Genomic DNA, 18,613 nt, shown 5'->3' on the forward strand with positions numbered 1-18,613 from the left:
AAACCGGCAAAAAGCCGGTTTTTTTATGTTACTTAAAACAGAATAATTACTCTTCTGTTTCATCCACTTCTTCAACGATATCGTCTTCTTCGATCTCAGGACGATCAACAAGCTCTACAACCGCCATAGGTGCATTATCGCCTGTACGGAAGCCCGCTTTAATAATTCTTAAGTAGCCGCCTGGACGATCTTGATAACGAGGACCAAGCTCATTAAACAAAATACCAACGGCTTCTTTTGAACGCGTTCGAGAAAATGCTAAACGTCGATTCGCTACAGAATCTGTTTTAGCCAAAGTGATTAATGGCTCAGCAACACGTCGAAGTTCTTTTGCTTTTGGCAAAGTAGTTTTAATGACCTGATGCTTGATTAAAGACACTGACATGTTACGAAACATCGCTTGACGATGAGAGCTGTTTCGATTCAGTTTACGACCACTCTTACGATGACGCATGATAAATACCTCTTACAGATAAGCAGCCTGCTATAGTACTGCCCTTATTTAGTTTCTATTATTTAATACAAATTCACCGGCAATGCTGCCGGTGAATTTTTTAATCAAATCTTTCGATCCGAAAATTACTTTAGCTTATTTGTCATCCATCAAACTAGCTGGAGGCCAGTTTTCTAGACGCATACCTAAAGACAATCCGCGTGAAGCCAATACGTCTTTAATTTCAGTGAGTGATTTTTTACCTAAATTAGGTGTTTTCAATAACTCAACTTCGGTACGCTGAATCAAATCACCAATGTAGTGAATGTTTTCAGTTTTCAAACAGTTTGCAGAACGAACCGTTAACTCTAAGTCATCGACCGGACGTAACAAGATAGGATCGATTTCTGGCTCACGATTTTCTGGCTCTGATTCTTTTTCGTCTTTTAAATCAACGAAAGCAGCAAGCTGTTCTTGCAATATAGTTGCACTGCGACGAATGGCTTCCTCTGGGTCGATAGTACCGTTAGTCTCGATTTCAAGAACCAATTTATCTAAATTCGTTCGTTGTTCAACACGAGCGGCTTCAACCACATAAGAGACTCGTCGTACCGGGCTAAAAGAAGCATCAACTTGTAGCCGGCCAATAGGAGCATCTTCGTCCCCTGTTTGACGAGCTGTTGCAGCTTCATAACCACGACCTTTAGCAACTTTAATATTCATTGCTAGTGAGCCATTCTTTGTCAGAGTTGCAATTTTATGCTCAGGATTGATGATTTCAACACCTGATAACCCTGCAATGTCAGCGGCGGTTACATCACCTTCTCCGCTTTTTTGCAGTGTTAAAATCGCTTCGTCTTTATCTTCCAGGCTCACCGCTAAACCTTTAAGGTTTAGTAGAATTTCGATGACGTCTTCCTGCACACCTTCAATAGTAGTGTACTCATGTAAAACGCCGTCCATTTCTACTTCAACCACTGCTGCGCCTGGCATCGACGAAAGCAAAATACGACGCAATGAGTTGCCCAAAGTGTGTCCGAAACCACGCTCAAAAGGTTCTAAAACAACCTTTGCACGATGTTCGTTTATTTGCTCAACTTTAATTTGTCGCGGTGTCAAAAATTCGTTGACATTGCCCATACAAGTCCTGTCCTCTTTAAAGAATTAGGCTTTACTTGGAGTACAGCTCCACAATCAGGTTTTCATTGATTTCAGATGGTAGGTCACTGCGTTCTGGAACGCTTTTGAAGGTACCTTCCATTTTCTTTTCATCAACTTCAACCCAGGTCGGTTTATCACGTTGCGCAGAAAGCTCAAGTGCCGCTTTAATGCGCGCTTGACCTTTAGACTTTTCACGAATAGTGACAACATCGTCTGGTTTCACCTGGTAAGATGGAATGTTAACCACCACACCGTTAACCATTAATGATTTGTGACTGACCAATTGACGCGCTTCTGCACGAGTTGCTCCAAATCCCATACGATAAACAACGTTATCAAGACGAGATTCTAATAGCTGAAGCAAGTTTTCGCCAGTTGCGCCAGATAGGCGAGCCGCTTTTTTATAGTAATTACGGAATTGCTTTTCAAGAACACCGTAGATACGACGAACTTTTTGCTTTTCCCGTAACTGAACACCGTAATCGGATAAGCGAGGACGCTTTGCGCCGTGCTGACCAGGTGTTTGATCGATCTTACATTTGCTTTCGATTGCTCGAACGCCGCTTTTCAGCATCAAATCTGTGCCTTCGCGACGTGCAAGTTTTAACTTTGGACCACGATATTTAGCCATTTTTCGTCTCCGTTATATTACACGCGTCGCTTTTTAGGCGGGCGACAGCCATTGTGCGGGATAGGGGTAACATCAGTGATGTTAGTAATTTTGAAGCCCGCTGCGCCAAAAGCACGTACGGCAGATTCGCGACCAGGTCCAGGACCCTTTACGAATACTTCAATATTTTTCATACCCATATCTTTTACCATGGTCGCAACACGATCCGCTGCAACTTGTGCCGCAAATGGTGTGCTTTTACGTGAACCACGGAAACCCGATCCACCGGCAGTAGCCCATGCAAGAGCATTACCCTGACGATCGGTGACGGTGACAATGGTGTTATTAAATGAGGCATGGACGTGAGCCATGCCATCAACTACATGCTTTTTAACCTTTTTACGGGTTTTTGTAGGTGTTTTAGCCATAATTCAAATCCTAGCGTTAATTCTTAATAGGCTTGCGAGGGCCTTTACGAGTACGAGCATTGGTTTTGGTACGTTGACCACGTACTGGCAAACCACGACGATGACGAATACCACGGAAACATCCAAGATCCATCAAACGCTTAATGTTCATACTCACTTCACGACGTAAGTCACCTTCTACAGTTACTTTCGCCACTTCAGCTCGCAGCTTTTCGATCTGACCTTCATCAAGATCTTTGATTTTTACACTAGGCTCGATTCCCGCTGCTTCACAAATATCTAAAGCGCGAGGGCGGCCGACACCGTAAATCGCAGTCAATGCGACTTCAGCATGCTTATGTACAGGAATGTTAATGCCAGCTATACGGGCCATTTAATCAAACTCCACTCTATTGTTTTGGCTACCTGGCCAAAAAGGCGCAACAGGATAGCCGCTAAACGGGTAAATTTCAACCTGTTTATATTAATCTACTAATTAACCCTGACGCTGCTTGTGTCGTGGGTCTACACAAATCACTCGAACCGCGCCGTTGCGACGAATGACTTTGCAATTACGGCAAATCTTTTTTACCGAAGCACGAACTTTCATAACCTACTCCAAAAGTCTCTCGCTGACTGTTATAGATTCAATTATCGAATCTGACCAGCAGCGCCATAATTCTTAAAATTAGCCTTCTTCAATACCGAATCATAATTACGAGACATTAAATGGCTTTGAACTTGAGCCATAAAATCCATCACAACTACAACAATGATCAGCAATGAAGTACCACCGAAGTAGAAAGGCACTTGGGTGAACAAGATTAGAAATTCTGGCATTAAACATACAAATGTTACATATAATGCACCTGCCAGAGTTAGCCGCGTCATAACCTTGTCAATATATTTTGAGGTTTGCTCACCAGGTCGAATACCTGGAATGAACGCACCAGACTTCTTCAGGTTATCTGCTGTCTCACGAGGGTTCATGGTCAATGCAGTATAAAAGAAGCAGAAAAATATAATGCCTATCGCGTAGAGAATAATGTACAAGGGATTACCAGGCTGCAATTGTACGGTGATGTCTCGCAACCAACCCAAGTCTTCGTTTCCTTGACCGATCCATTGCATAATGGAGCCAGGAAACATAATGATTGCAGTCGCAAAAATAGCTGGAATAACACCCGCCATATTCACCTTTAATGGTAGGTGGCTACTTTGTGCCGCAAATACTTTTCGTCCTTGTTGACGCTTGGCGTAATTAACAACGATTCGTCGTTGACCGCGCTCAACCCATACAACAAAGAATGTAACAACAATAATTAACGCTGCAATTCCCATTAATGCAAGAACATGCAACTCGCCTGTTCGCGCCTGTTCGACTGTACCGCCGATAGCTCCCGGAAGACCTGCGACAATACCCGCAAATATAAGCATTGAAATACCGTTACCGATACCGCGCTCATTAATTTGCTCGCCTAACCACATTAAGAACATTGTCCCGGTTACCAATGAAACAACAGCACCAAAATAGAATGCGAAATTCGGATTTGGCACAATACCAGGTAACATAGCGGGTAGGTTCATTGAGATGCCAATCGCCTGTACAGTTGCTAACGCTAATGTTAAATAACGCGTGTACTGATTTAGCTTTTGGCGACCAGACTCACCTTCTTTTTTCAACTGCTTAAGGCGGTCATCAACAAATCCCATTATTTGAATTATGATCGATGCCGAGATATAAGGCATGATTCCTAATGCAAATACACTGGCACGTTCTAATGCTCCACCAGAAAACATGTTAAACATGGCTAACAAGTTTCCTGATTGTTGATCCAACATTTGCTGAAGCACGGTTGAATCAATGCCAGGAACCGGCACGAAAGACCCGATACGAAAAACAATAAGTGCACCGAGCAAAAACAACAAACGTTGTTTCAGCTCGGACATTCCGCTGTTATTTGTTGATGCAGGTCCTTTAGCCATTAGCTTTCTACCTTACCGCCTGCGGTTTCAATAGCCGCTTTCGCGCCTTTTGATACTCGCACACCGGCTGCAACAGTAACGGCTTTATTAACTTCACCTGAAAGCATAACTTTCACACTTTCAATTCTGTTATTAATAATGCCGGCAGACTTAAGGCTTAACAAATCAATCATCTCACCTTCTACTTTATTCAGCTCAGACAAGCGAACTTCAGCAGTTGTTAATGACTTTCTTGATTTGAAACCAAATTTAGGCAAACGCTGTTTCAAAGGCATTTGACCACCTTCGAAACCTGCTTTTACTTTACCGCCAGAACGTGATTTCAAACCTTTATGACCACGACCTGCCGTTTTGCCTAAAGTACTACCAATACCTCGACCAACACGCTTACGATCTTTTTTCGATCCTTCGGCTGGGCTTAATGTATTTAATCGCATTTTAGTCCTCCACGCTTACCATGTAGTAGACTTGATTAGCCATACCACGGTTCTCTGGGGTATCGATTACTTCGACAGTGTGCCCAATTTTTCGCAGCCCTAGACCCGCCAGACAAGCCTTATGGCTTTTAAGTCGACCGATACTTGAACGTATTTGCGTAACTTTAAATGTTTTATTCGCCATGACAATTACTCCAGAATATCTTCTACAGTTTTGCCACGCTTGGCAGCCACTGACTCAGGAGTCGCCATATTCGCCAAACCTTTAATCGTTGCACGAACGATATTAATAGGATTGGTCGAACCGTTACTCTTAGCCAATACATTTTGCACACCAAGTACTTCAAATACAGCGCGCATCGCACCACCGGCAATGATACCGGTACCTTCAGATGCTGGCTGCATGAAAACTTTAGAGGCACCGTGAACAGCATTCATTGGATGCTGTAATGTGTGTCCATCTTTAAGTTCTACTTGAACCATATTGCGACGAGCTTGCTCCATCGCTTTTTGAATTGCTGCTGGAACTTCGCGGGCCTTACCGCGACCAAAGCCAACTTTACCTTTACCATCGCCGACAACAGTTAAAGCGGTGAAAGAGAAAATACGACCACCTTTAACCACTTTAGCGACACGGTTAACGTTGACTAATTTTTCCACCAGACCTTCGGTGTTGTTCACTTCTTGTCTAGCCATCATTCAACCCTTAAAACTGGAGACCTTTCTCTCGAGCCGCATCCGCCAATGCTTTAACTCGACCATGGTATTTAAAACCGGAACGATCAAATGCTACGTTCAATACGCCTGCTTCTAATGCACGCTCGGCAACCAGGTTACCGACTTTGGTAGCGCTATCAACATTACCGGTACTTTTAAGTTCGCTCTTAACCGCTTTCTCAACCGAGGAAGCTGACGCTAATACACGACCGTTTTCAGCAGAAATAACCTGAGCGTAAATGTGTCGAGGGGTACGATTGACCACAAGACGATTAACACCCAAATTTTTCATGTGATAGCGCCCAGAAGCGGCGCGACGAATTCTTGCTTGCTTCTTACTCATGACGACGCCCTACTTTTTCTTCGCTTCTTTACGACGAATATACTCGTCTACGTATCGAACACCTTTACCTTTGTATGGCTCTGGCGGACGATATGCGCGAATGTTGGCTGCAACCTGACCGACTAACTGCTTGTCGGCACCTTTAACGATAACATCTGTATTTGAAGGTGTTTCAATAGTGATACCTTCAGGTACTTCGTAATCGACTGGATGAGAGAAACCTAACGTCAAGCTTAAAACTTTACCTTTAGCCTGGGCTCGATATCCAACACCAACCAGTTGCAATTTCTTTTCGAAGCCATCACTCACGCCGACAACCATGTTATTCACTAAAGAACGCATGGTGCCTGCGAATGCTCGTGCATCAGCAATGCCTTCACGTGGAGCAAAAGTAAGTACTTCATCTTGCTGCTTTATTTCAACAGCGTCATGTACTGTTCTTTTTAACTCGCCTTTACTGCCTTTAACAGTAATCTCTTGTCCGCTCAGGGTGATATTAACACCTGAAGGGATAGAAACTGGATAATTAGCTACTCGTGACATGATTCAACTCCTTAACTTACGGTGCAAATCACTTCACCGCCGAAACCGGCAGCACGTGCAGCTCTATCGGTCATTACGCCTTTAGATGTTGACACAATCGCAATACCTAAGCCATCAAGAACTTTCGGTAAATCGTCAACCTTCTTATAAATGCGTAAACCCGGACGACTGACGCGTTTGATTTCGTCGATAACAGGGCGTCCTTCGTAGTAACGTAATACTACAGAAAGAGTGCGCTTGTTACCTTCTTCTTCAGATACAGCGTAGTCATTAATATAACCTTCATTTTTAAGCACGTTACACACGTTAACTTTTTGCTTAGAAGAAGGCATGGAAACTGATTTCTTGCCAGCCATTTGACCGTTACGTAAACGGGTCAAGAAATCGGCAATAGGATCTTGTAAACTCATGACGGTTCTCCCAAAGATTACCAGCTAGCTTTAACCAAGCCAGGAACATCACCGCTCATAGCATGCTCACGTAATTTGTTTCGGCATAAACCGAATTTACGTAAATAACCATGTGGACGTCCTGTGACTCGGCAACGATTGTGTTGACGAACGGGGCTTGCATTACGAGGCAACTTTTGCAGTTGCATCTGCGCTTCCCACTTTTCATCATCGCTGGTTTTGGGATCACGGATAATTTCTTTCAATTCTGCGCGCTTTTTTGCATATTTCGCGACAGTGCGAGCGCGTTTTTTCTCGCGCTCTACCATTGATACTTTAGCCATAACCTCGGTCCTTAACTCTTAATTGGGAAGTTAAAGGCGTCTAACAACGCTCGAGCTTCTTCGTTGGATTCCGCAGTGGTTGTAATAGTTACATCTAAACCACGCACCTTGTCGACTTTATCGTAGTCGATTTCAGGGAATACGATTTGCTCTTTAATTCCTAGAGAGTAATTACCACGTCCGTCGAATGATTTTGGGCTTAAGCCACGGAAATCACGAATACGAGGAACAGCAATAGAAATCAATCGCTCGAAAAATTCCCACATTTTTTCGCCACGCAAAGTTACTTTACATCCAATGGGATATCCTTCACGGATTTTAAAACCTGCTACAGACTTTCGAGCACGGGTTACTACCGGCTTTTGGCCTGAGATTGCGGTCATATCGCTCATTGCATGTTCGATAACTTTCTTGTCACCAACCGCTTCACCCAGACCCATATTTAATGTGATCTTTGTAATGCGTGGGACTTGCATGACAGATTTATAGTCAAACTTCTCTTGAAGTTGTTTAACTACATTGTCTTTGTATAAGTCGTGCAGTTTCGCCATCTTTAATTCACCAAGTTAGATTAAATATCAACCTTCTCACCAGAAGACTTGAAAATACGTTCTTTCTTTCCATCTTCTGCTGACTTGATACCAACACGATCAGCTTTACCCGTCGCCGAGTTAAAGATTGCAACGTTAGAAATATGAAGCGGAGCTTCTTTTTCTACGATACCACCTTCAACACCTGCTTGTGGATTAGCGCGCTGATGCTTTTTCACCAGATTTGCGCCTTCAACGATAACTTTATCGTTTTCAGCCATAATCTTGGTTACTTTGCCTCGCTGACCTTTACTTTTGCCTGCGATGACAATTACTTCATCGCCGCTTTTGATCTTACGCATGCCTCAAGTCTCCTTTATAGAACTTCAGGAGCCAGTGATACGATTTTCATGAACTTGTCACCACGTAATTCACGGGTCACTGGTCCAAAAATACGCGTACCAATCGGCTGCAAGTTAGTGTTAAGAAGAACCGCTGCATTACCATCGAAACGAATAATGGAACCGTCAGGACGGCGAACACCCTTGCGGGTACGAACGACAACTGCGTTCACAATTTCACCTTTCTTAACTTTTCCGCGTGGAATCGCTTCTTTCACGCTCACCTTAATTACGTCACCAATATTGGCGTAACGTCGGTGCGATCCTCCCAAGACCTTTATACACATTACTTGACGAGCGCCACTGTTATCAGCAACATCAAGCATAGATTGCATCTGGATCATCGGTTATCTCCGCATTCAACCCGCATTTATTACCGATAGTCCGGCAAAAAGGACGCGGGAGTATACATTAAAATTATTCTCAAGTCACAGCATTTAGCTGAGACTTCATTAATTAGTTTGCTTTTTCGACAATCTCAACAAGTTGCCAGGTTTTCGACTTTGAGATAGGACGACTTTCTGCCACTCTCACTCGATCACCCATTTGGCACTCATTGTTCTCATCATGAGCATGTACCTTAGTAGAACGCTTCATAAACTTCCCATATAAAGGATGTTTTACATAGCGCTCGATTAGCACAGTGATGGTTTTATCCATCTTGTCACTCACTACTTTACCAGTAAGAGTGCGCTTTACAGTTGCTTGCTCGCTCATTACGAATCTGCCTTCTGGTTAAGTACAGTCTTCACGCGCGCGATATTGCGGCGCACTTGCTTCAGTTGATGAGTTTGATTCAACTGACCAGTTGCGTGCTGCATGCGCAGATTAAACTGCTCTTTGGATAGCTCGATTAGCTCTGCATTCAGCTCATCAACGCTTTTTTCACGTAAGTCATTTGCATTCATTACATTACCGTCCGAGTTACAAAGGTGGTTCTTACTGGCAACTTAGCAGCCGCTAACTGGAATGCTTCACGCGCCAGATCCTCGGATATCCCTTCAACTTCGTACAAAACACGGCCGGGTTGAATTTGGGCTACCCAATATTCCACACTACCTTTACCTTTACCCATTCGCACTTCAAGAGGCTTCTGAGTAATGGGTTTGTCTGGAAATACTCTAATGTATACTTTACCCGCACGTTTCATATGACGAGTCATAGCACGACGGGCTGCTTCGATTTGACGAGACGTTAAGCGTCCGCGAGTAGTGGCTTTTAAGCCGAACTCACCAAAGCTAACTTTCCCGCCTGCGATCGCAACACCACGGTTGCGACCTTTTTGAACCTTTCGGAACTTCGTTCTTTTTGGTAATAACATGGTCGCTACCCCTACTTCTTCTTAGCTCGGGGGCCTTTCTTTTTAGGTGCCGGAGCTTCAGCTTCTGTCTGCTGATCTTCACCACCTAAAACTTCGCCCTTGAAGATCCATACTTTCACACCAATTACACCGTAAGTAGTGTGAGCTTCGGATGTTGCGTAGTCGATATTCGCACGAAGTGTATGAAGAGGCACTCGACCTTCTCGATACCATTCAGTTCGTGCAATTTCAGCTCCGCCTAAACGGCCGGAAACCTGAATTTTGATACCACCAGCACCTAAACGCATGGAGTTTTGAACCGCACGTTTCATTGCTCGACGGAACATAACACGACGCTCTAGCTGTTGTGATACGCTGTCGGCAACCAACTGACCGTCTAACTCTGGTTTACGCACTTGCTCAATATTAACCTGGGTAGGTAAACCGGTTAGATTTGATAACTTCTTACGAAGCTTCTCTATATCTTCACCTTTTTTACCAATAACAATACCTGGTCGAGCCGTATGAATAGTGATGCGCAATGCTTTTGCTGGTCGCTCAATTTCAATGCGAGAAACAGACGCCGAAGACAGCTCTTTATTCAACCATTTGCGAATTTCGATATCGCTTTCCAGGTTGTCGGCGTAATCTCCACGCTCAGCATACCAAGTTGCATTGTGTTGCTTCACAATCCCTAAACGGATGCCGGTTGGATGTACTTTCTGACCCATTACCTATCTCCTACTTTTCCGCGACTTTGACGGTGATGTGGCATGAACGCTTAAAGATGCGATCAGCTCTACCCTTGGCGCGTGGTTTAATACGCTTAAGTGTTGGGCCTTCATCAACGAACACGGTTGAAACTGTTAATTCATCAATATCAGCACCGTCGTTATGCTCAGCATTAGCAATGGCAGATTCCAAAATTTTCTTCATCAAACCGGCTGCTTTTTTCGGGCTGAATTGTAGAAGTTGTAATGCTCTTTCCACAGGCAAACCACGAATTTGGTCAGCGACCAAACGAGCTTTTTGAGGGGAGATGCGAGCATGCTTTAAAACTGCTTGAGTTTCCATGATGACCTCCGCCTATCGCTTAGATGATTTATCAGCAACATGACCTTTGTAGGTACGCGTTGGTGCAAACTCACCCAACTTGTGACCTACCATGTCTTCTGTAACGAAAACAGGTACATGCTGACGACCGTTATGAACCGCAATGGTTAATCCGACCATTTCTGGCGAAACCATAGAGCGGCGAGACCAAGTCTTAATTGGTTTCTTGCTATTTGATTCCAGAGCCGCTTCGACTTTCTTCATTAAGTGAAGGTCGATAAATGGGCCTTTCTTAAGTGAACGTGGCACAGTTCTACCCTCTGTTATTTCTTATTGCGACGACGGACGATTAGTCTGTCGGTACGTTTGTTACTACGAGTCTTCTTGCCCTTAGTTGGCGTACCCCATGGAGATACGGGATGACGGCCACCTGAGGTACGTCCCTCACCACCACCGTGTGGATGGTCGACTGGGTTCATAGCAACGCCTCGAACAGTAGGACGAACTCCACGCCACCGTTGTGCACCGGCTTTACCCAGTGAACGAAGCATATGTTCGGCGTTACCAACTTCACCAACGGTTGCACGACAATCACCTAACACACGACGTGTTTCGCCAGAGCGAAGACGTAATGTTACGTATGAAGTGCCACGAGCAACGATTTGTGCGTATGTGCCAGCACTGCGAGCGATTTGAGCGCCTTTACCAGGCTTCATTTCGATACAGTGAACAACAGAACCCACAGGAATGTTGCGCATTGGTAAAGTGTTACCGGCTTTAATAGGCGCGTGATCACCCGATTGGACTTGATCACCTGCTTTTAAGCCTTTAGGTGCAATGATGTAACGTCGCTCACCATCGGTATAAAGAACCAGAGCGATGTTTGCACTGCGATTAGGATCGTATTCCAGGCGTTCAACAGTTGCCGGAATACCATCTTTATTTCGTTTAAAATCAACTAAACGGTAGTGTTGACGGTGTCCGCCACCAATGTGACGTACAGTAATACGACCGTTGTTGTTACGACCACCTTTCTTGCTCTTCTTATCCAGAAGTGCGGCGTGTGGCTTGCCTTTGTGTAAATCAGGGTTAACCACTTTAACGACAAAGCGACGCCCTGCAGAAGTTGGTTTAGCTTTTACAATAGCCATCTTAATTCACCTCTTCGCTTATTCGGCGCCTACAAAGTCGATGTCCTGACCTTCTTTCAGAGACACGTAGGCTTTTTTCCAATTCTTACGACGGCCAGTCATCGCGCCAACACGTTTGGTTTTACCCTTCACGTTAAGCGTTCGAACTGTTTCAACCTCTACTTCAAACATGGCTTCAACAGCTTTTTTGATTTCCAGCTTCTTCGCATCTTTTGCAACTTTAAAAACGAACTGACCGTTTTCGGCATTGATAGTCGCTTTTTCAGAAATGTGAGGTGCCAAAAGCACTTTTGCTAAACGTTCTTGGTTCATCCCAGCATCTCCTCGAATTTCTTAACTGCCGCCACAGTCATCAATACTTTGTCATAAGCAATCAGACTGACAGGATCCACACCTTGAGCATCCAGAACATCCACTTTATGGACATTGCGAGAAGCAAGATATAAATTCTCTTCAACGTTTTCAGTTACGATAAGTACGTCTTTCAGTTCGAATTCTTTTAACTTTCCAACCAATTCTTTGGTTTTTGGCGCAGATACCGCAAAATCTTCAACAACCACTAAGCGCTCTTGACGAACCAACTCAGATAAGATGGCCTGCATTGCTCCGCGGTACATCTTCTTGTTTACTTTTTGCGTGTAGTCCTGAGGCTTAGCTGCGAAGGTAACACCACCCGCACGCCAAATAGGACTACGAATTGTACCAGCACGCGCTCGGCCAGTACCTTTTTGACGCCAAGGTTTCTTACCGCCACCGCTTACTTCACTACGAGTTTTCTGAGCACGAGTACCAGAACGAGTAGCTGCCATATAAGCGACTACAACCTGATGAACTAATGCTTCATTAAATTCGCGGCCAAAAGCAGTTTCGGAAACTTGTAAAGCTCCACTAGCGTTATTGCCGGGAACAGATAAATTAATTTCCATTCGTCTTCCCCTTAGCCTAACTTAACTGCTGGACGAACAACTACGTCGCCGCCAGTGGCACCAGGTACGGCACCTTTGATTAAAATAATGTTGCGATCTGCATCAACACGAACCACTTCTAGTGTTTGTGTTGTCACTTGCTCAGCACCCATATGCCCTGACATCTTTTTACCTTTAAAAACACGCCCTGGTGATTGGTTCTGACCAATGGATCCTGGTACACGGTGAGAGATCGAGTTACCGTGAGTAGCATCTTGACCACGGAAGTTCCATCGTTTGATGGTACCTGCATAGCCTTTACCTTTTGAAGTTCCGGTAACGTCTACTTTTTGGCCTTCTTCGAAGATATCAACTTTGATTTCTCCGCCCAGCTCAAAACCTTCAATAGACTCTACGCGGAATTCCCATAATCCACGTCCAGCTTCTACGCCTGCTTTCTTAAAGTGGCCAGCAGCTGCTTTTGTTACACGCGATGCTTTTCGGCTTCCCGTGGTGACCTGAACAGCTATATAGCCATCTGAGTCTTGTGTTTTAACCTGAGTAATGCGATTGGCTTCGACTTCAATCACAGTTACAGGTATGGATTCTCCACCTTCTGTAAAAACTCGGGTCATTCCGCATTTGCGGCCTACGATTCCGATTGTCATGTTACGGCCCTCTAAATGATGTTGGCTAAACCAACATCTCTAGTCATGATTCTTTCAGTTATAACGGGTATACAGTTATATCTGGCTTTCGGTTATGACAAGCTGATTTGAACGTCAACACCAGCAGCTAAATCAAGCTTCATTAATGCGTCAACGGTTTTATCAGTTGGTTCTACTATATCTACCAGTCGTTTGTGAGTACGAATTTCGTACTGGTCACGTGCATCTTTATTCACGTGAGGAGAAATCAGTATGGTGTAACGCTCTTTTCGAGTAGGTAGTGGAATCGGTCCACATACCTGAGCACCAGTACGTTTCGCAGTGTTCACGATTTCTGCAGTAGACTGATCAATCAACTTGTGGTCGAAAGCTTTGAGTCGAATTCGAATACGCTGCTTTGCCATCGCAAAGACACTCCAATTAGTCAATTTATAAAAGTCAAAAACCGCCCTCTCAAACCTATTGTTGAGAAACGGCAGCTTTACCAGTTCGAACCCCATATCAGGCTCGATTTTCCATCGGCAACAGCGCTTTTGGCTGTTGCGCATCGATTAAAGCGTCTATCGCTTTGCGACAGCGTGTTCATCGACGTTTCATCCCTGTCCCTACTAAGAGGGCGCGCTATTATAGGGAATGTGCTTTGTTTAAGCAACACCCAATTCAATATAATTAATGATAATGGCAGAATAACGCTGCGTACTCTGTTTCGGTGTTGTCTTTTTGCAGTCAAATACTAGCAACTTAAAAGGCTTCTGGCGCAACTGATTGCCCGGGCTGAAGACGCTCGGCACCACGAATAATCACTTTATCGCCTTCATTAAGTTGGTTATTTAATATTGCCCATCGACCAGACCAGCTCTTAATATCCGCTGTAATTTGTTCGGCGGTATTCTCCTTGGTAACCCGGTACAACACCCACTGACCATTTTTCATCACCAGAGTGTCTCGATCGACAGCGATTGACAGTTCCGGCTTTGCTTTTGGCAACATTGCCGTAGCGGGCGAACCAACAAGCCAATCAGTATGACTGGCATCAAGACGCAACTCCATCATTCTGGAGACAGGATCAGCCACAGGCACCCTTGTTAATAATGGTAACTTTTTTGTTTCGCCGTACACTGCCACTTCAATCTCAAGGCCATCCGCTAAATAAGACAACAGCTTTACTGGCGCCGCAATAGTAACCACCTTATTGCTATGATCAACCAGCTGTAGCAGTGGCATACCAACCCCCAGATACTCACCAACCTGTGCCAGTCGACTCACGATAACCCCTGCAAAAGGCGCTTTCACTTCCGTTAATGCCAGATCACCACTGGCTTTACTCAGTTGCAGCTCGGCACTTTTTAAATCTTGCAGCAACATTCTAAAGGTGGCCTGCTCTTTCTGATACAGTGACTTGGCAGCATTGTCGCGAGCAATCAGTGATTTTAATCGCTCTAGTTCCTGTTGTTGAAACGCCAATTCAGCTTTCAGACGCTTCACTTGCGCCTCAGCCTGTTTCTCTGCAATGGCGTAAAGTCGAGGATCCAGTTTTGCTATAACTTCCTGCTCAGCCACCGCTTTTCCCACAGGCGCAAGCCACTGCACAGCGGCCTGAATTTCTGTGGATATTTTGCTGTTTTTATCACTAATGACGCTACCGGTTGCTTCCGATACCGGGGCCAGCTGACGCTTTTCCAGAGCGACTACTTTCACTTGTGCAGGCGGCATTGACTGCTCTTGGGCCTTAACCATTGCAGGAGTAATCATTAGTGTAAACAAGGTTGCCAAAACCTTTGACGACGACTTGATTGACTTAATGCTGTAGCTAGCTCGAACAGCCGATGACCGAGGGTGTGCTGATGATTTCATAAATAATCAATTCCAAAGTTGTATCAATGGTTTAGCGCGCTGCGATTAAACCATGTTGTAAAAGCGAATGGTGCATTACCTGATAGTCTTAAACAAATATCCGAGTGATCATCACACCCTCTGTACCGGATTTTCAGCATGACTGGCCCCATCAAACAATTGCAGCAAGCAAGGCAATAAAATAAGAGTAAATACTGTCGAAACACTCATACCGCCCACTATCGCGGCCGCCATACCGCGGTAAATTTCACTGCCCGCCCCGGGAAACAATAGTAATGGCAACATGCCAAATAAGCTGGTCAGGGTACTCATAAAAATGGGTCTGAGCCGCAGTTTAAGCGCCTGATGAACCGCCTTGTGAACCGACATGCCGCGCTGTTGCGCAGTACGGGTTTGTGCCACAAGTAAAATCGCATTATTCACCACCAGTCCCAGCAATATAATAAACCCTATCATCCCCAGTAAATCGAGAGGTTGAAAATTAATTTCATTCATAATAGCAATGGCCAGTACACCACCGACAGCGGCCAGAGGCAGTGCAATCACAATGATCAATGCATCTTTCAGTGAGCGGAACAAAGCCGCCAGGATCATCACCAGTAACACGAAGGCCATAATGAAGTTGCTACCAAGTGTGGTAACCGCACGCTCCAAATCTTCTGCACTGCCAGAGTAATAAACCGCACCATCTTCCGGCAGCGACTGTACTAATGCAGGCTCAATTTTCTCTTTCAGTTGTTTAATCAAATCTTCCAGCGACATGCCCTCCGGGGGATTGACGGCCAGTCCGTATCCTCGTTTTCGGTCAAACCGGACAATGGCACTTGGCGCAACAGCCGACTCTATTGTCGTCAGCTCGGATAAAGGGACTATGCCGCCCATAGGGGTTTTGACCGGTATATCTGCCATTTGTTGCGGCGAATCGAATCGTTTTGATTTCAAAAAGATATCCAGCTGCTTCTTGCCATCAAAGTATTCACCCAGCCAAACACCCTGTCCTAAGGACATCACTACAGCGGCCAATTGTTGACGCGTCCACCCCACTTCAGCCAGTCGCTTATCGTTTGGTTTAAAACGCAACTCACTTGCTTCCGCAAAAGGATCTGGCATTGGATTCGCTGTCGCTCCCGGTATTTGTGACATCACCATGCCCATGCCCTGCATCGCTGCGTTTTTTGCCGCCTCCAGATCCGACGAGGTTAAACGCATCTCAACACTGTTACTGTCACTGAAGCCACCAAACAAACTGCGCCGCATGGAAAAACCGAACAGATCCGGAATGCCGCTAATAATATTGGTTTGTACTTCCTGCTGCAGTTTCGTCAAATCAATATCATCCGCGCCATTTAATGCCAGCCAGCCGCCACTGCCCCCCGGAAATGACCAGAAAAAATAATCCCTTACTTCGGGCGATTTCTCGCCGTCCATATACGGCTGGATACGCGCATCAATCACTTCGGCAATTTCTTTTTTGGCGGTTTGAATATTGGTTCCGGGCGGAAAGAATAAAAAGCTATCAATGGTGTCACGTTTAACGGGTGGTAAGTAATTACTACTAGGCCACAACCCAACAGTAAGAGTAACTGAGCCCAGCGATAATCCCAAAATCCAGAACCATCGTTTCGCACCGGTGTTGGTTAATTTCATTAACTGATTAGCGCCGCGTTCCCAAACCGTTTCATTTTGCTCCGGTATTGAAGGAAGCTCTCGCATCAAGAATCGCGCCCCGGTTGGCAGCAGGGTCACTGCCACCAACAAAGAAACGCTGACACCAATGGCGATAGTTAGCGCCAGATCGGCAAACATTTGTCCTTCGGTATCTTCCAGAAACATAATGGGAATAAATATCGCCACCGTGGTAGCCGTAGAGGCCAATAGCGCGCCCCATACCTGCTCAGAGCCTTTTTCACTGGCGAACATGGGTTGCTCACCTTTCTCTCTTAACCGGACAATGTTCTCTAATACAACAATTGCCGCGTCGAGTACCATGCCGGTAGCAAATGCAAGACCTGCCAGAGAAATCACATTAAGTGATCGGCCTGCAAGCCCAAGCACGATAAAAGTTGTGAGAAGAGACACCGGGATAGCCATGGAAATAAGCAGGGTTGCACGCCACTGTCGTAAAAATAACCACAGCACACCAACGGCCAGCAACATACCAATGATCAAATTGCTACCCAGCAATGTCATGGAACGTTTGATGTAACGACTTGGATCAAACGAAAACTGAGCTTTTAAGCCACGCTCGGCAAGCACACTTTGGTTCAGTTCGGTGACTGTTTGTTTAATAGTGTCTAAGGATTTCAACACGTTGGCGTCGTTGGTTTTCTTAACCGACAATCGAAAAGCCGGATGACCATTCTGGTAAATAAAACCGTCTTCACGTGGTGCCGATATTTGAACCCTGGCCACATCACCCAGGCGCAGTGGCTGACCTTCTCGCCAGGCCAGAATAAGCTGGTTTAATTGTTCCGCTTCGTAGCGCCCTTTATAACGCAGCGTAAACTGACGTCGACCAACATCAACAAAACCACCGGAAATATCCGCCGACTGACCGATGCGCTGTGACGCCTCGGCCAGATCAATACCAAACTCAGCTACCTTGTAGGGATCAAAGACTATTTGTAACTGCTCTCCTAAGCCGCCAGCACCATCATCAAACTCTATTTTTGACACTCCGTAGAGCGATTGCAGCTGAGGGACTATTTCATCTCGAATGTAAGCCGCGTTTTCCAATCGGGTGTAGGGGCTATTGGGTAATTGCTGAATAAAATACTCAATCAGCGAATCGTTGGCATCCCCCCATTCGCCCATCATAATTTGCGGTTTTTCTGCGTTGGCAGGTAACGGTTTAAGCCGATTTAACCGGCTGATCACATCGATCATGGCACGAGTCATATCGGTTTCGATGGAAAACTCAAGCTGCATAAAACCAAAATTAGATAAGTTCCAGGCAACCAGTTCGGTCATGCCGGGCGTGCCCTGTAACACCTCTTCGACTTCAACGGTAATTTCAGATTCAACTTCCGCTGGGCTGGCGCCGGGCCAGGCATTGATAATGGTGATCACTGGCTTTTGTATGTTTGGCAGAAGCTGTGCGGGTAAACGAATGATTGAAATCACGCCAAGCAATACCAGCAACACTGTTAATACAGCAACCACTGCCGGATGTTGCAAACTGGTTCGTGTTAATCGCAAAATGAGAGTCCTTGTACGTTATCTAATTTAGCCTGGCCTCTTGCTATAAGCGATTAGAAGGGACCTTCAAAGCCAACATTTAAGTTAATATTTTAAAATGGTAATGGATAAAGAGCAGCCGGTGTCGGTGTGCACAACGCCCAGAGTAAAAACGCCTTGTTTCGACAGTTCAGTTTACCGCTA

At 45.2% G+C, this 18,613-nt stretch carries 30 protein-coding genes; all 30 read right to left on the minus strand.

Annotated elements, in window-relative coordinates:
- Positions 1-46: 46 nt before the first annotated feature.
- The 30 genes from rplQ to C8D97_RS08480 all read right to left on the minus strand — a co-directional run bounded on the left by rplQ (position 47) and on the right by C8D97_RS08480 (position 18,430).
- Positions 47-454: a 50S ribosomal protein L17 gene (gene rplQ, locus C8D97_RS08335; protein WP_109763304.1), complete on the minus strand. Its 408-nt coding sequence runs from the start codon at positions 452-454 to the stop codon at positions 47-49.
- Positions 455-589: 135 nt separating this feature from the next.
- Positions 590-1,573, minus strand: a complete 984-nt coding sequence (locus tag C8D97_RS08340; RefSeq protein ID WP_109763305.1) for a DNA-directed RNA polymerase subunit alpha — start codon at positions 1,571-1,573, stop codon at positions 590-592.
- Between the two features lie 31 nt (positions 1,574-1,604).
- Positions 1,605-2,225 carry a 30S ribosomal protein S4 gene (gene rpsD, locus C8D97_RS08345; RefSeq protein WP_109763306.1) on the minus strand — a complete coding sequence of 207 codons (621 nt, stop codon included), beginning with the start codon at positions 2,223-2,225 and terminating at the stop codon, positions 1,605-1,607.
- A 17-nt stretch (positions 2,226-2,242) separates the two neighbouring features.
- Positions 2,243-2,632 carry a 30S ribosomal protein S11 gene (gene rpsK, locus C8D97_RS08350; protein ID WP_109763307.1) on the minus strand — a complete coding sequence of 130 codons (390 nt, stop codon included), beginning with the start codon at positions 2,630-2,632 and terminating at the stop codon, positions 2,243-2,245.
- A gap of 16 nt (positions 2,633-2,648) precedes the next feature.
- Positions 2,649-3,005 carry a 30S ribosomal protein S13 gene (gene rpsM / locus C8D97_RS08355; protein WP_109763308.1) on the minus strand — a complete coding sequence of 119 codons (357 nt, stop codon included), beginning with the start codon at positions 3,003-3,005 and terminating at the stop codon, positions 2,649-2,651.
- 102 nt (positions 3,006-3,107) lie between these two features.
- The gene (gene rpmJ / locus C8D97_RS08360) at positions 3,108-3,221 is read right to left on the minus strand and encodes a 50S ribosomal protein L36 (RefSeq protein ID WP_109763309.1); all 114 of its coding nucleotides are present in this window, start codon (positions 3,219-3,221) and stop codon (positions 3,108-3,110) included.
- Between the two features lie 41 nt (positions 3,222-3,262).
- A complete protein-coding gene (gene secY, locus C8D97_RS08365; protein ID WP_109763310.1) occupies positions 3,263-4,597 on the minus strand; it encodes a preprotein translocase subunit SecY in 1,335 nt (444 codons plus the stop codon).
- A complete protein-coding gene (gene rplO / locus C8D97_RS08370; RefSeq protein ID WP_109763311.1) occupies positions 4,597-5,034 on the minus strand; it encodes a 50S ribosomal protein L15 in 438 nt (145 codons plus the stop codon). Before rplO ends, secY begins: the two co-directional genes overlap by 1 nt.
- A gap of 1 nt (position 5,035) precedes the next feature.
- Positions 5,036-5,218 (minus strand): 50S ribosomal protein L30, encoded by a 183-nt coding sequence (gene rpmD / locus C8D97_RS08375; protein WP_109763312.1) that lies wholly within the window; start codon positions 5,216-5,218, stop codon positions 5,036-5,038.
- Between the two features lie 5 nt (positions 5,219-5,223).
- Positions 5,224-5,730 carry a 30S ribosomal protein S5 gene (gene rpsE / locus C8D97_RS08380; RefSeq protein WP_109763313.1) on the minus strand — a complete coding sequence of 169 codons (507 nt, stop codon included), beginning with the start codon at positions 5,728-5,730 and terminating at the stop codon, positions 5,224-5,226.
- 10 nt (positions 5,731-5,740) lie between these two features.
- Positions 5,741-6,094: a 50S ribosomal protein L18 gene (rplR, locus tag C8D97_RS08385; protein WP_109763314.1), complete on the minus strand. Its 354-nt coding sequence runs from the start codon at positions 6,092-6,094 to the stop codon at positions 5,741-5,743.
- Positions 6,095-6,103: 9 nt separating this feature from the next.
- Positions 6,104-6,637, minus strand: a complete 534-nt coding sequence (gene rplF, locus C8D97_RS08390; RefSeq protein ID WP_109763315.1) for a 50S ribosomal protein L6 — start codon at positions 6,635-6,637, stop codon at positions 6,104-6,106.
- 11 nt (positions 6,638-6,648) lie between these two features.
- Positions 6,649-7,047: a 30S ribosomal protein S8 gene (rpsH, locus tag C8D97_RS08395; protein WP_109763316.1), complete on the minus strand. Its 399-nt coding sequence runs from the start codon at positions 7,045-7,047 to the stop codon at positions 6,649-6,651.
- 17 nt (positions 7,048-7,064) lie between these two features.
- The gene (gene rpsN / locus C8D97_RS08400; protein ID WP_109763317.1) at positions 7,065-7,370 is read right to left on the minus strand and encodes a 30S ribosomal protein S14; all 306 of its coding nucleotides are present in this window, start codon (positions 7,368-7,370) and stop codon (positions 7,065-7,067) included.
- 11 nt (positions 7,371-7,381) lie between these two features.
- Entirely contained in the window at positions 7,382-7,921 is a 540-nt protein-coding gene (gene rplE / locus C8D97_RS08405; protein WP_109763318.1) for a 50S ribosomal protein L5, read from the minus strand.
- A gap of 20 nt (positions 7,922-7,941) precedes the next feature.
- Complete coding sequence (gene rplX / locus C8D97_RS08410; protein ID WP_109763319.1) at positions 7,942-8,262, minus strand: 50S ribosomal protein L24; 321 nt, start codon at positions 8,260-8,262, stop codon at positions 7,942-7,944.
- 14 nt (positions 8,263-8,276) lie between these two features.
- On the minus strand, positions 8,277-8,645 hold the full coding sequence (rplN, locus tag C8D97_RS08415; protein ID WP_109763320.1) for a 50S ribosomal protein L14: 369 nt from the start codon (positions 8,643-8,645) through the stop codon (positions 8,277-8,279).
- Between the two features lie 112 nt (positions 8,646-8,757).
- A complete protein-coding gene (gene rpsQ / locus C8D97_RS08420; RefSeq protein WP_109763321.1) occupies positions 8,758-9,018 on the minus strand; it encodes a 30S ribosomal protein S17 in 261 nt (86 codons plus the stop codon).
- On the minus strand, positions 9,018-9,209 hold the full coding sequence (rpmC, locus tag C8D97_RS08425) for a 50S ribosomal protein L29 (protein WP_109763322.1): 192 nt from the start codon (positions 9,207-9,209) through the stop codon (positions 9,018-9,020). Before rpmC ends, rpsQ begins: the two co-directional genes overlap by 1 nt.
- The gene (rplP, locus tag C8D97_RS08430) at positions 9,209-9,622 is read right to left on the minus strand and encodes a 50S ribosomal protein L16 (RefSeq protein ID WP_109763323.1); all 414 of its coding nucleotides are present in this window, start codon (positions 9,620-9,622) and stop codon (positions 9,209-9,211) included. The genes rpmC and rplP overlap by 1 nt, the downstream gene beginning before the upstream one ends.
- Before the next feature lie 11 nt (positions 9,623-9,633).
- Positions 9,634-10,332, minus strand: a complete 699-nt coding sequence (rpsC, locus tag C8D97_RS08435; protein ID WP_109763324.1) for a 30S ribosomal protein S3 — start codon at positions 10,330-10,332, stop codon at positions 9,634-9,636.
- Between the two features lie 10 nt (positions 10,333-10,342).
- Complete coding sequence (rplV, locus tag C8D97_RS08440; protein ID WP_109763325.1) at positions 10,343-10,675, minus strand: 50S ribosomal protein L22; 333 nt, start codon at positions 10,673-10,675, stop codon at positions 10,343-10,345.
- Between the two features lie 12 nt (positions 10,676-10,687).
- Positions 10,688-10,963 carry a 30S ribosomal protein S19 gene (rpsS, locus tag C8D97_RS08445; protein ID WP_109763326.1) on the minus strand — a complete coding sequence of 92 codons (276 nt, stop codon included), beginning with the start codon at positions 10,961-10,963 and terminating at the stop codon, positions 10,688-10,690.
- A gap of 14 nt (positions 10,964-10,977) precedes the next feature.
- Entirely contained in the window at positions 10,978-11,805 is an 828-nt protein-coding gene (gene rplB / locus C8D97_RS08450; RefSeq protein WP_109763327.1) for a 50S ribosomal protein L2, read from the minus strand.
- 18 nt (positions 11,806-11,823) lie between these two features.
- Positions 11,824-12,117: a 50S ribosomal protein L23 gene (gene rplW / locus C8D97_RS08455; RefSeq protein WP_109763328.1), complete on the minus strand. Its 294-nt coding sequence runs from the start codon at positions 12,115-12,117 to the stop codon at positions 11,824-11,826.
- Positions 12,114-12,731 (minus strand): 50S ribosomal protein L4, encoded by a 618-nt coding sequence (gene rplD / locus C8D97_RS08460; RefSeq protein ID WP_109763329.1) that lies wholly within the window; start codon positions 12,729-12,731, stop codon positions 12,114-12,116. Before rplD ends, rplW begins: the two co-directional genes overlap by 4 nt.
- A gap of 11 nt (positions 12,732-12,742) precedes the next feature.
- Positions 12,743-13,378 carry a 50S ribosomal protein L3 gene (gene rplC / locus C8D97_RS08465; protein WP_109763330.1) on the minus strand — a complete coding sequence of 212 codons (636 nt, stop codon included), beginning with the start codon at positions 13,376-13,378 and terminating at the stop codon, positions 12,743-12,745.
- 92 nt (positions 13,379-13,470) lie between these two features.
- On the minus strand, positions 13,471-13,782 hold the full coding sequence (gene rpsJ / locus C8D97_RS08470; protein WP_109763379.1) for a 30S ribosomal protein S10: 312 nt from the start codon (positions 13,780-13,782) through the stop codon (positions 13,471-13,473).
- Positions 13,783-14,119: 337 nt separating this feature from the next.
- Positions 14,120-15,232, minus strand: coding sequence for an efflux RND transporter periplasmic adaptor subunit (locus C8D97_RS08475; protein ID WP_109763331.1), 1,113 nt, complete (start codon positions 15,230-15,232; stop codon positions 14,120-14,122).
- A 111-nt stretch (positions 15,233-15,343) separates the two neighbouring features.
- On the minus strand, positions 15,344-18,430 hold the full coding sequence (locus C8D97_RS08480) for an efflux RND transporter permease subunit (RefSeq protein ID WP_109763332.1): 3,087 nt from the start codon (positions 18,428-18,430) through the stop codon (positions 15,344-15,346).
- Between the last annotated feature and the right edge of the window lie 183 nt (positions 18,431-18,613).

It is taken from the genome of Pleionea mediterranea, assembly GCF_003148745.1.
Taxonomy (GTDB): Bacteria; Pseudomonadota; Gammaproteobacteria; order Enterobacterales; family Kangiellaceae; genus Pleionea; species Pleionea mediterranea.

Bases quoted from the DNA above. Each gene is read 5' to 3' on its own strand.
- rpsE (WP_109763313.1), bottom strand. From the start codon at position 5,730: ATGGCTAGACAAGAAGTGAACAACACCGAAGGTCTGGTGGAAAAATTA.
- rpsK (WP_109763307.1), bottom strand. From the start codon at position 2,632: ATGGCTAAAACACCTACAAAAACCCGTAAAAAGGTTAAAAAGCATGTA.
- rplV (WP_109763325.1), bottom strand. From the start codon at position 10,675: ATGGAAACTCAAGCAGTTTTAAAGCATGCTCGCATCTCCCCTCAAAAA.
- rpmC (WP_109763322.1), bottom strand. From the start codon at position 9,209: ATGAATGCAAATGACTTACGTGAAAAAAGCGTTGATGAGCTGAATGCA.
- rplR (WP_109763314.1), bottom strand. From the start codon at position 6,094: ATGAGTAAGAAGCAAGCAAGAATTCGTCGCGCCGCTTCTGGGCGCTAT.
- rplN (WP_109763320.1), bottom strand. From the start codon at position 8,645: ATGATCCAGATGCAATCTATGCTTGATGTTGCTGATAACAGTGGCGCT.
- rplW (WP_109763328.1), bottom strand. From the start codon at position 12,117: ATGAACCAAGAACGTTTAGCAAAAGTGCTTTTGGCACCTCACATTTCT.
- rpsD (WP_109763306.1), bottom strand. From the start codon at position 2,225: ATGGCTAAATATCGTGGTCCAAAGTTAAAACTTGCACGTCGCGAAGGC.
- rplE (WP_109763318.1), bottom strand. From the start codon at position 7,921: ATGGCGAAACTGCACGACTTATACAAAGACAATGTAGTTAAACAACTT.
- secY (WP_109763310.1), bottom strand. From the start codon at position 4,597: ATGGCTAAAGGACCTGCATCAACAAATAACAGCGGAATGTCCGAGCTG.
- rplF (WP_109763315.1), bottom strand. From the start codon at position 6,637: ATGTCACGAGTAGCTAATTATCCAGTTTCTATCCCTTCAGGTGTTAAT.
- rpsC (WP_109763324.1), bottom strand. From the start codon at position 10,332: ATGGGTCAGAAAGTACATCCAACCGGCATCCGTTTAGGGATTGTGAAG.
- rplB (WP_109763327.1), bottom strand. From the start codon at position 11,805: ATGGCTATTGTAAAAGCTAAACCAACTTCTGCAGGGCGTCGCTTTGTC.
- rplQ (WP_109763304.1), bottom strand. From the start codon at position 454: ATGCGTCATCGTAAGAGTGGTCGTAAACTGAATCGAAACAGCTCTCAT.
- rpsM (WP_109763308.1), bottom strand. From the start codon at position 3,005: ATGGCCCGTATAGCTGGCATTAACATTCCTGTACATAAGCATGCTGAA.
- rpsQ (WP_109763321.1), bottom strand. From the start codon at position 9,018: ATGAGCGAGCAAGCAACTGTAAAGCGCACTCTTACTGGTAAAGTAGTG.
- rplD (WP_109763329.1), bottom strand. From the start codon at position 12,731: ATGGAAATTAATTTATCTGTTCCCGGCAATAACGCTAGTGGAGCTTTA.
- rplO (WP_109763311.1), bottom strand. From the start codon at position 5,034: ATGCGATTAAATACATTAAGCCCAGCCGAAGGATCGAAAAAAGATCGT.
- rplX (WP_109763319.1), bottom strand. From the start codon at position 8,262: ATGCGTAAGATCAAAAGCGGCGATGAAGTAATTGTCATCGCAGGCAAA.
- C8D97_RS08475 (WP_109763331.1), bottom strand. From the start codon at position 15,232: ATGAAATCATCAGCACACCCTCGGTCATCGGCTGTTCGAGCTAGCTAC.
- rpsH (WP_109763316.1), bottom strand. From the start codon at position 7,047: ATGAGTTTACAAGATCCTATTGCCGATTTCTTGACCCGTTTACGTAAC.
- rpmJ (WP_109763309.1), bottom strand. From the start codon at position 3,221: ATGAAAGTTCGTGCTTCGGTAAAAAAGATTTGCCGTAATTGCAAAGTC.
- rpmD (WP_109763312.1), bottom strand. From the start codon at position 5,218: ATGGCGAATAAAACATTTAAAGTTACGCAAATACGTTCAAGTATCGGT.
- rplC (WP_109763330.1), bottom strand. From the start codon at position 13,378: ATGACAATCGGAATCGTAGGCCGCAAATGCGGAATGACCCGAGTTTTT.
- rpsN (WP_109763317.1), bottom strand. From the start codon at position 7,370: ATGGCTAAAGTATCAATGGTAGAGCGCGAGAAAAAACGCGCTCGCACT.
- rpsJ (WP_109763379.1), bottom strand. From the start codon at position 13,782: ATGGCAAAGCAGCGTATTCGAATTCGACTCAAAGCTTTCGACCACAAG.
- C8D97_RS08340 (WP_109763305.1), bottom strand. From the start codon at position 1,573: ATGGGCAATGTCAACGAATTTTTGACACCGCGACAAATTAAAGTTGAG.
- rplP (WP_109763323.1), bottom strand. From the start codon at position 9,622: ATGTTATTACCAAAAAGAACGAAGTTCCGAAAGGTTCAAAAAGGTCGC.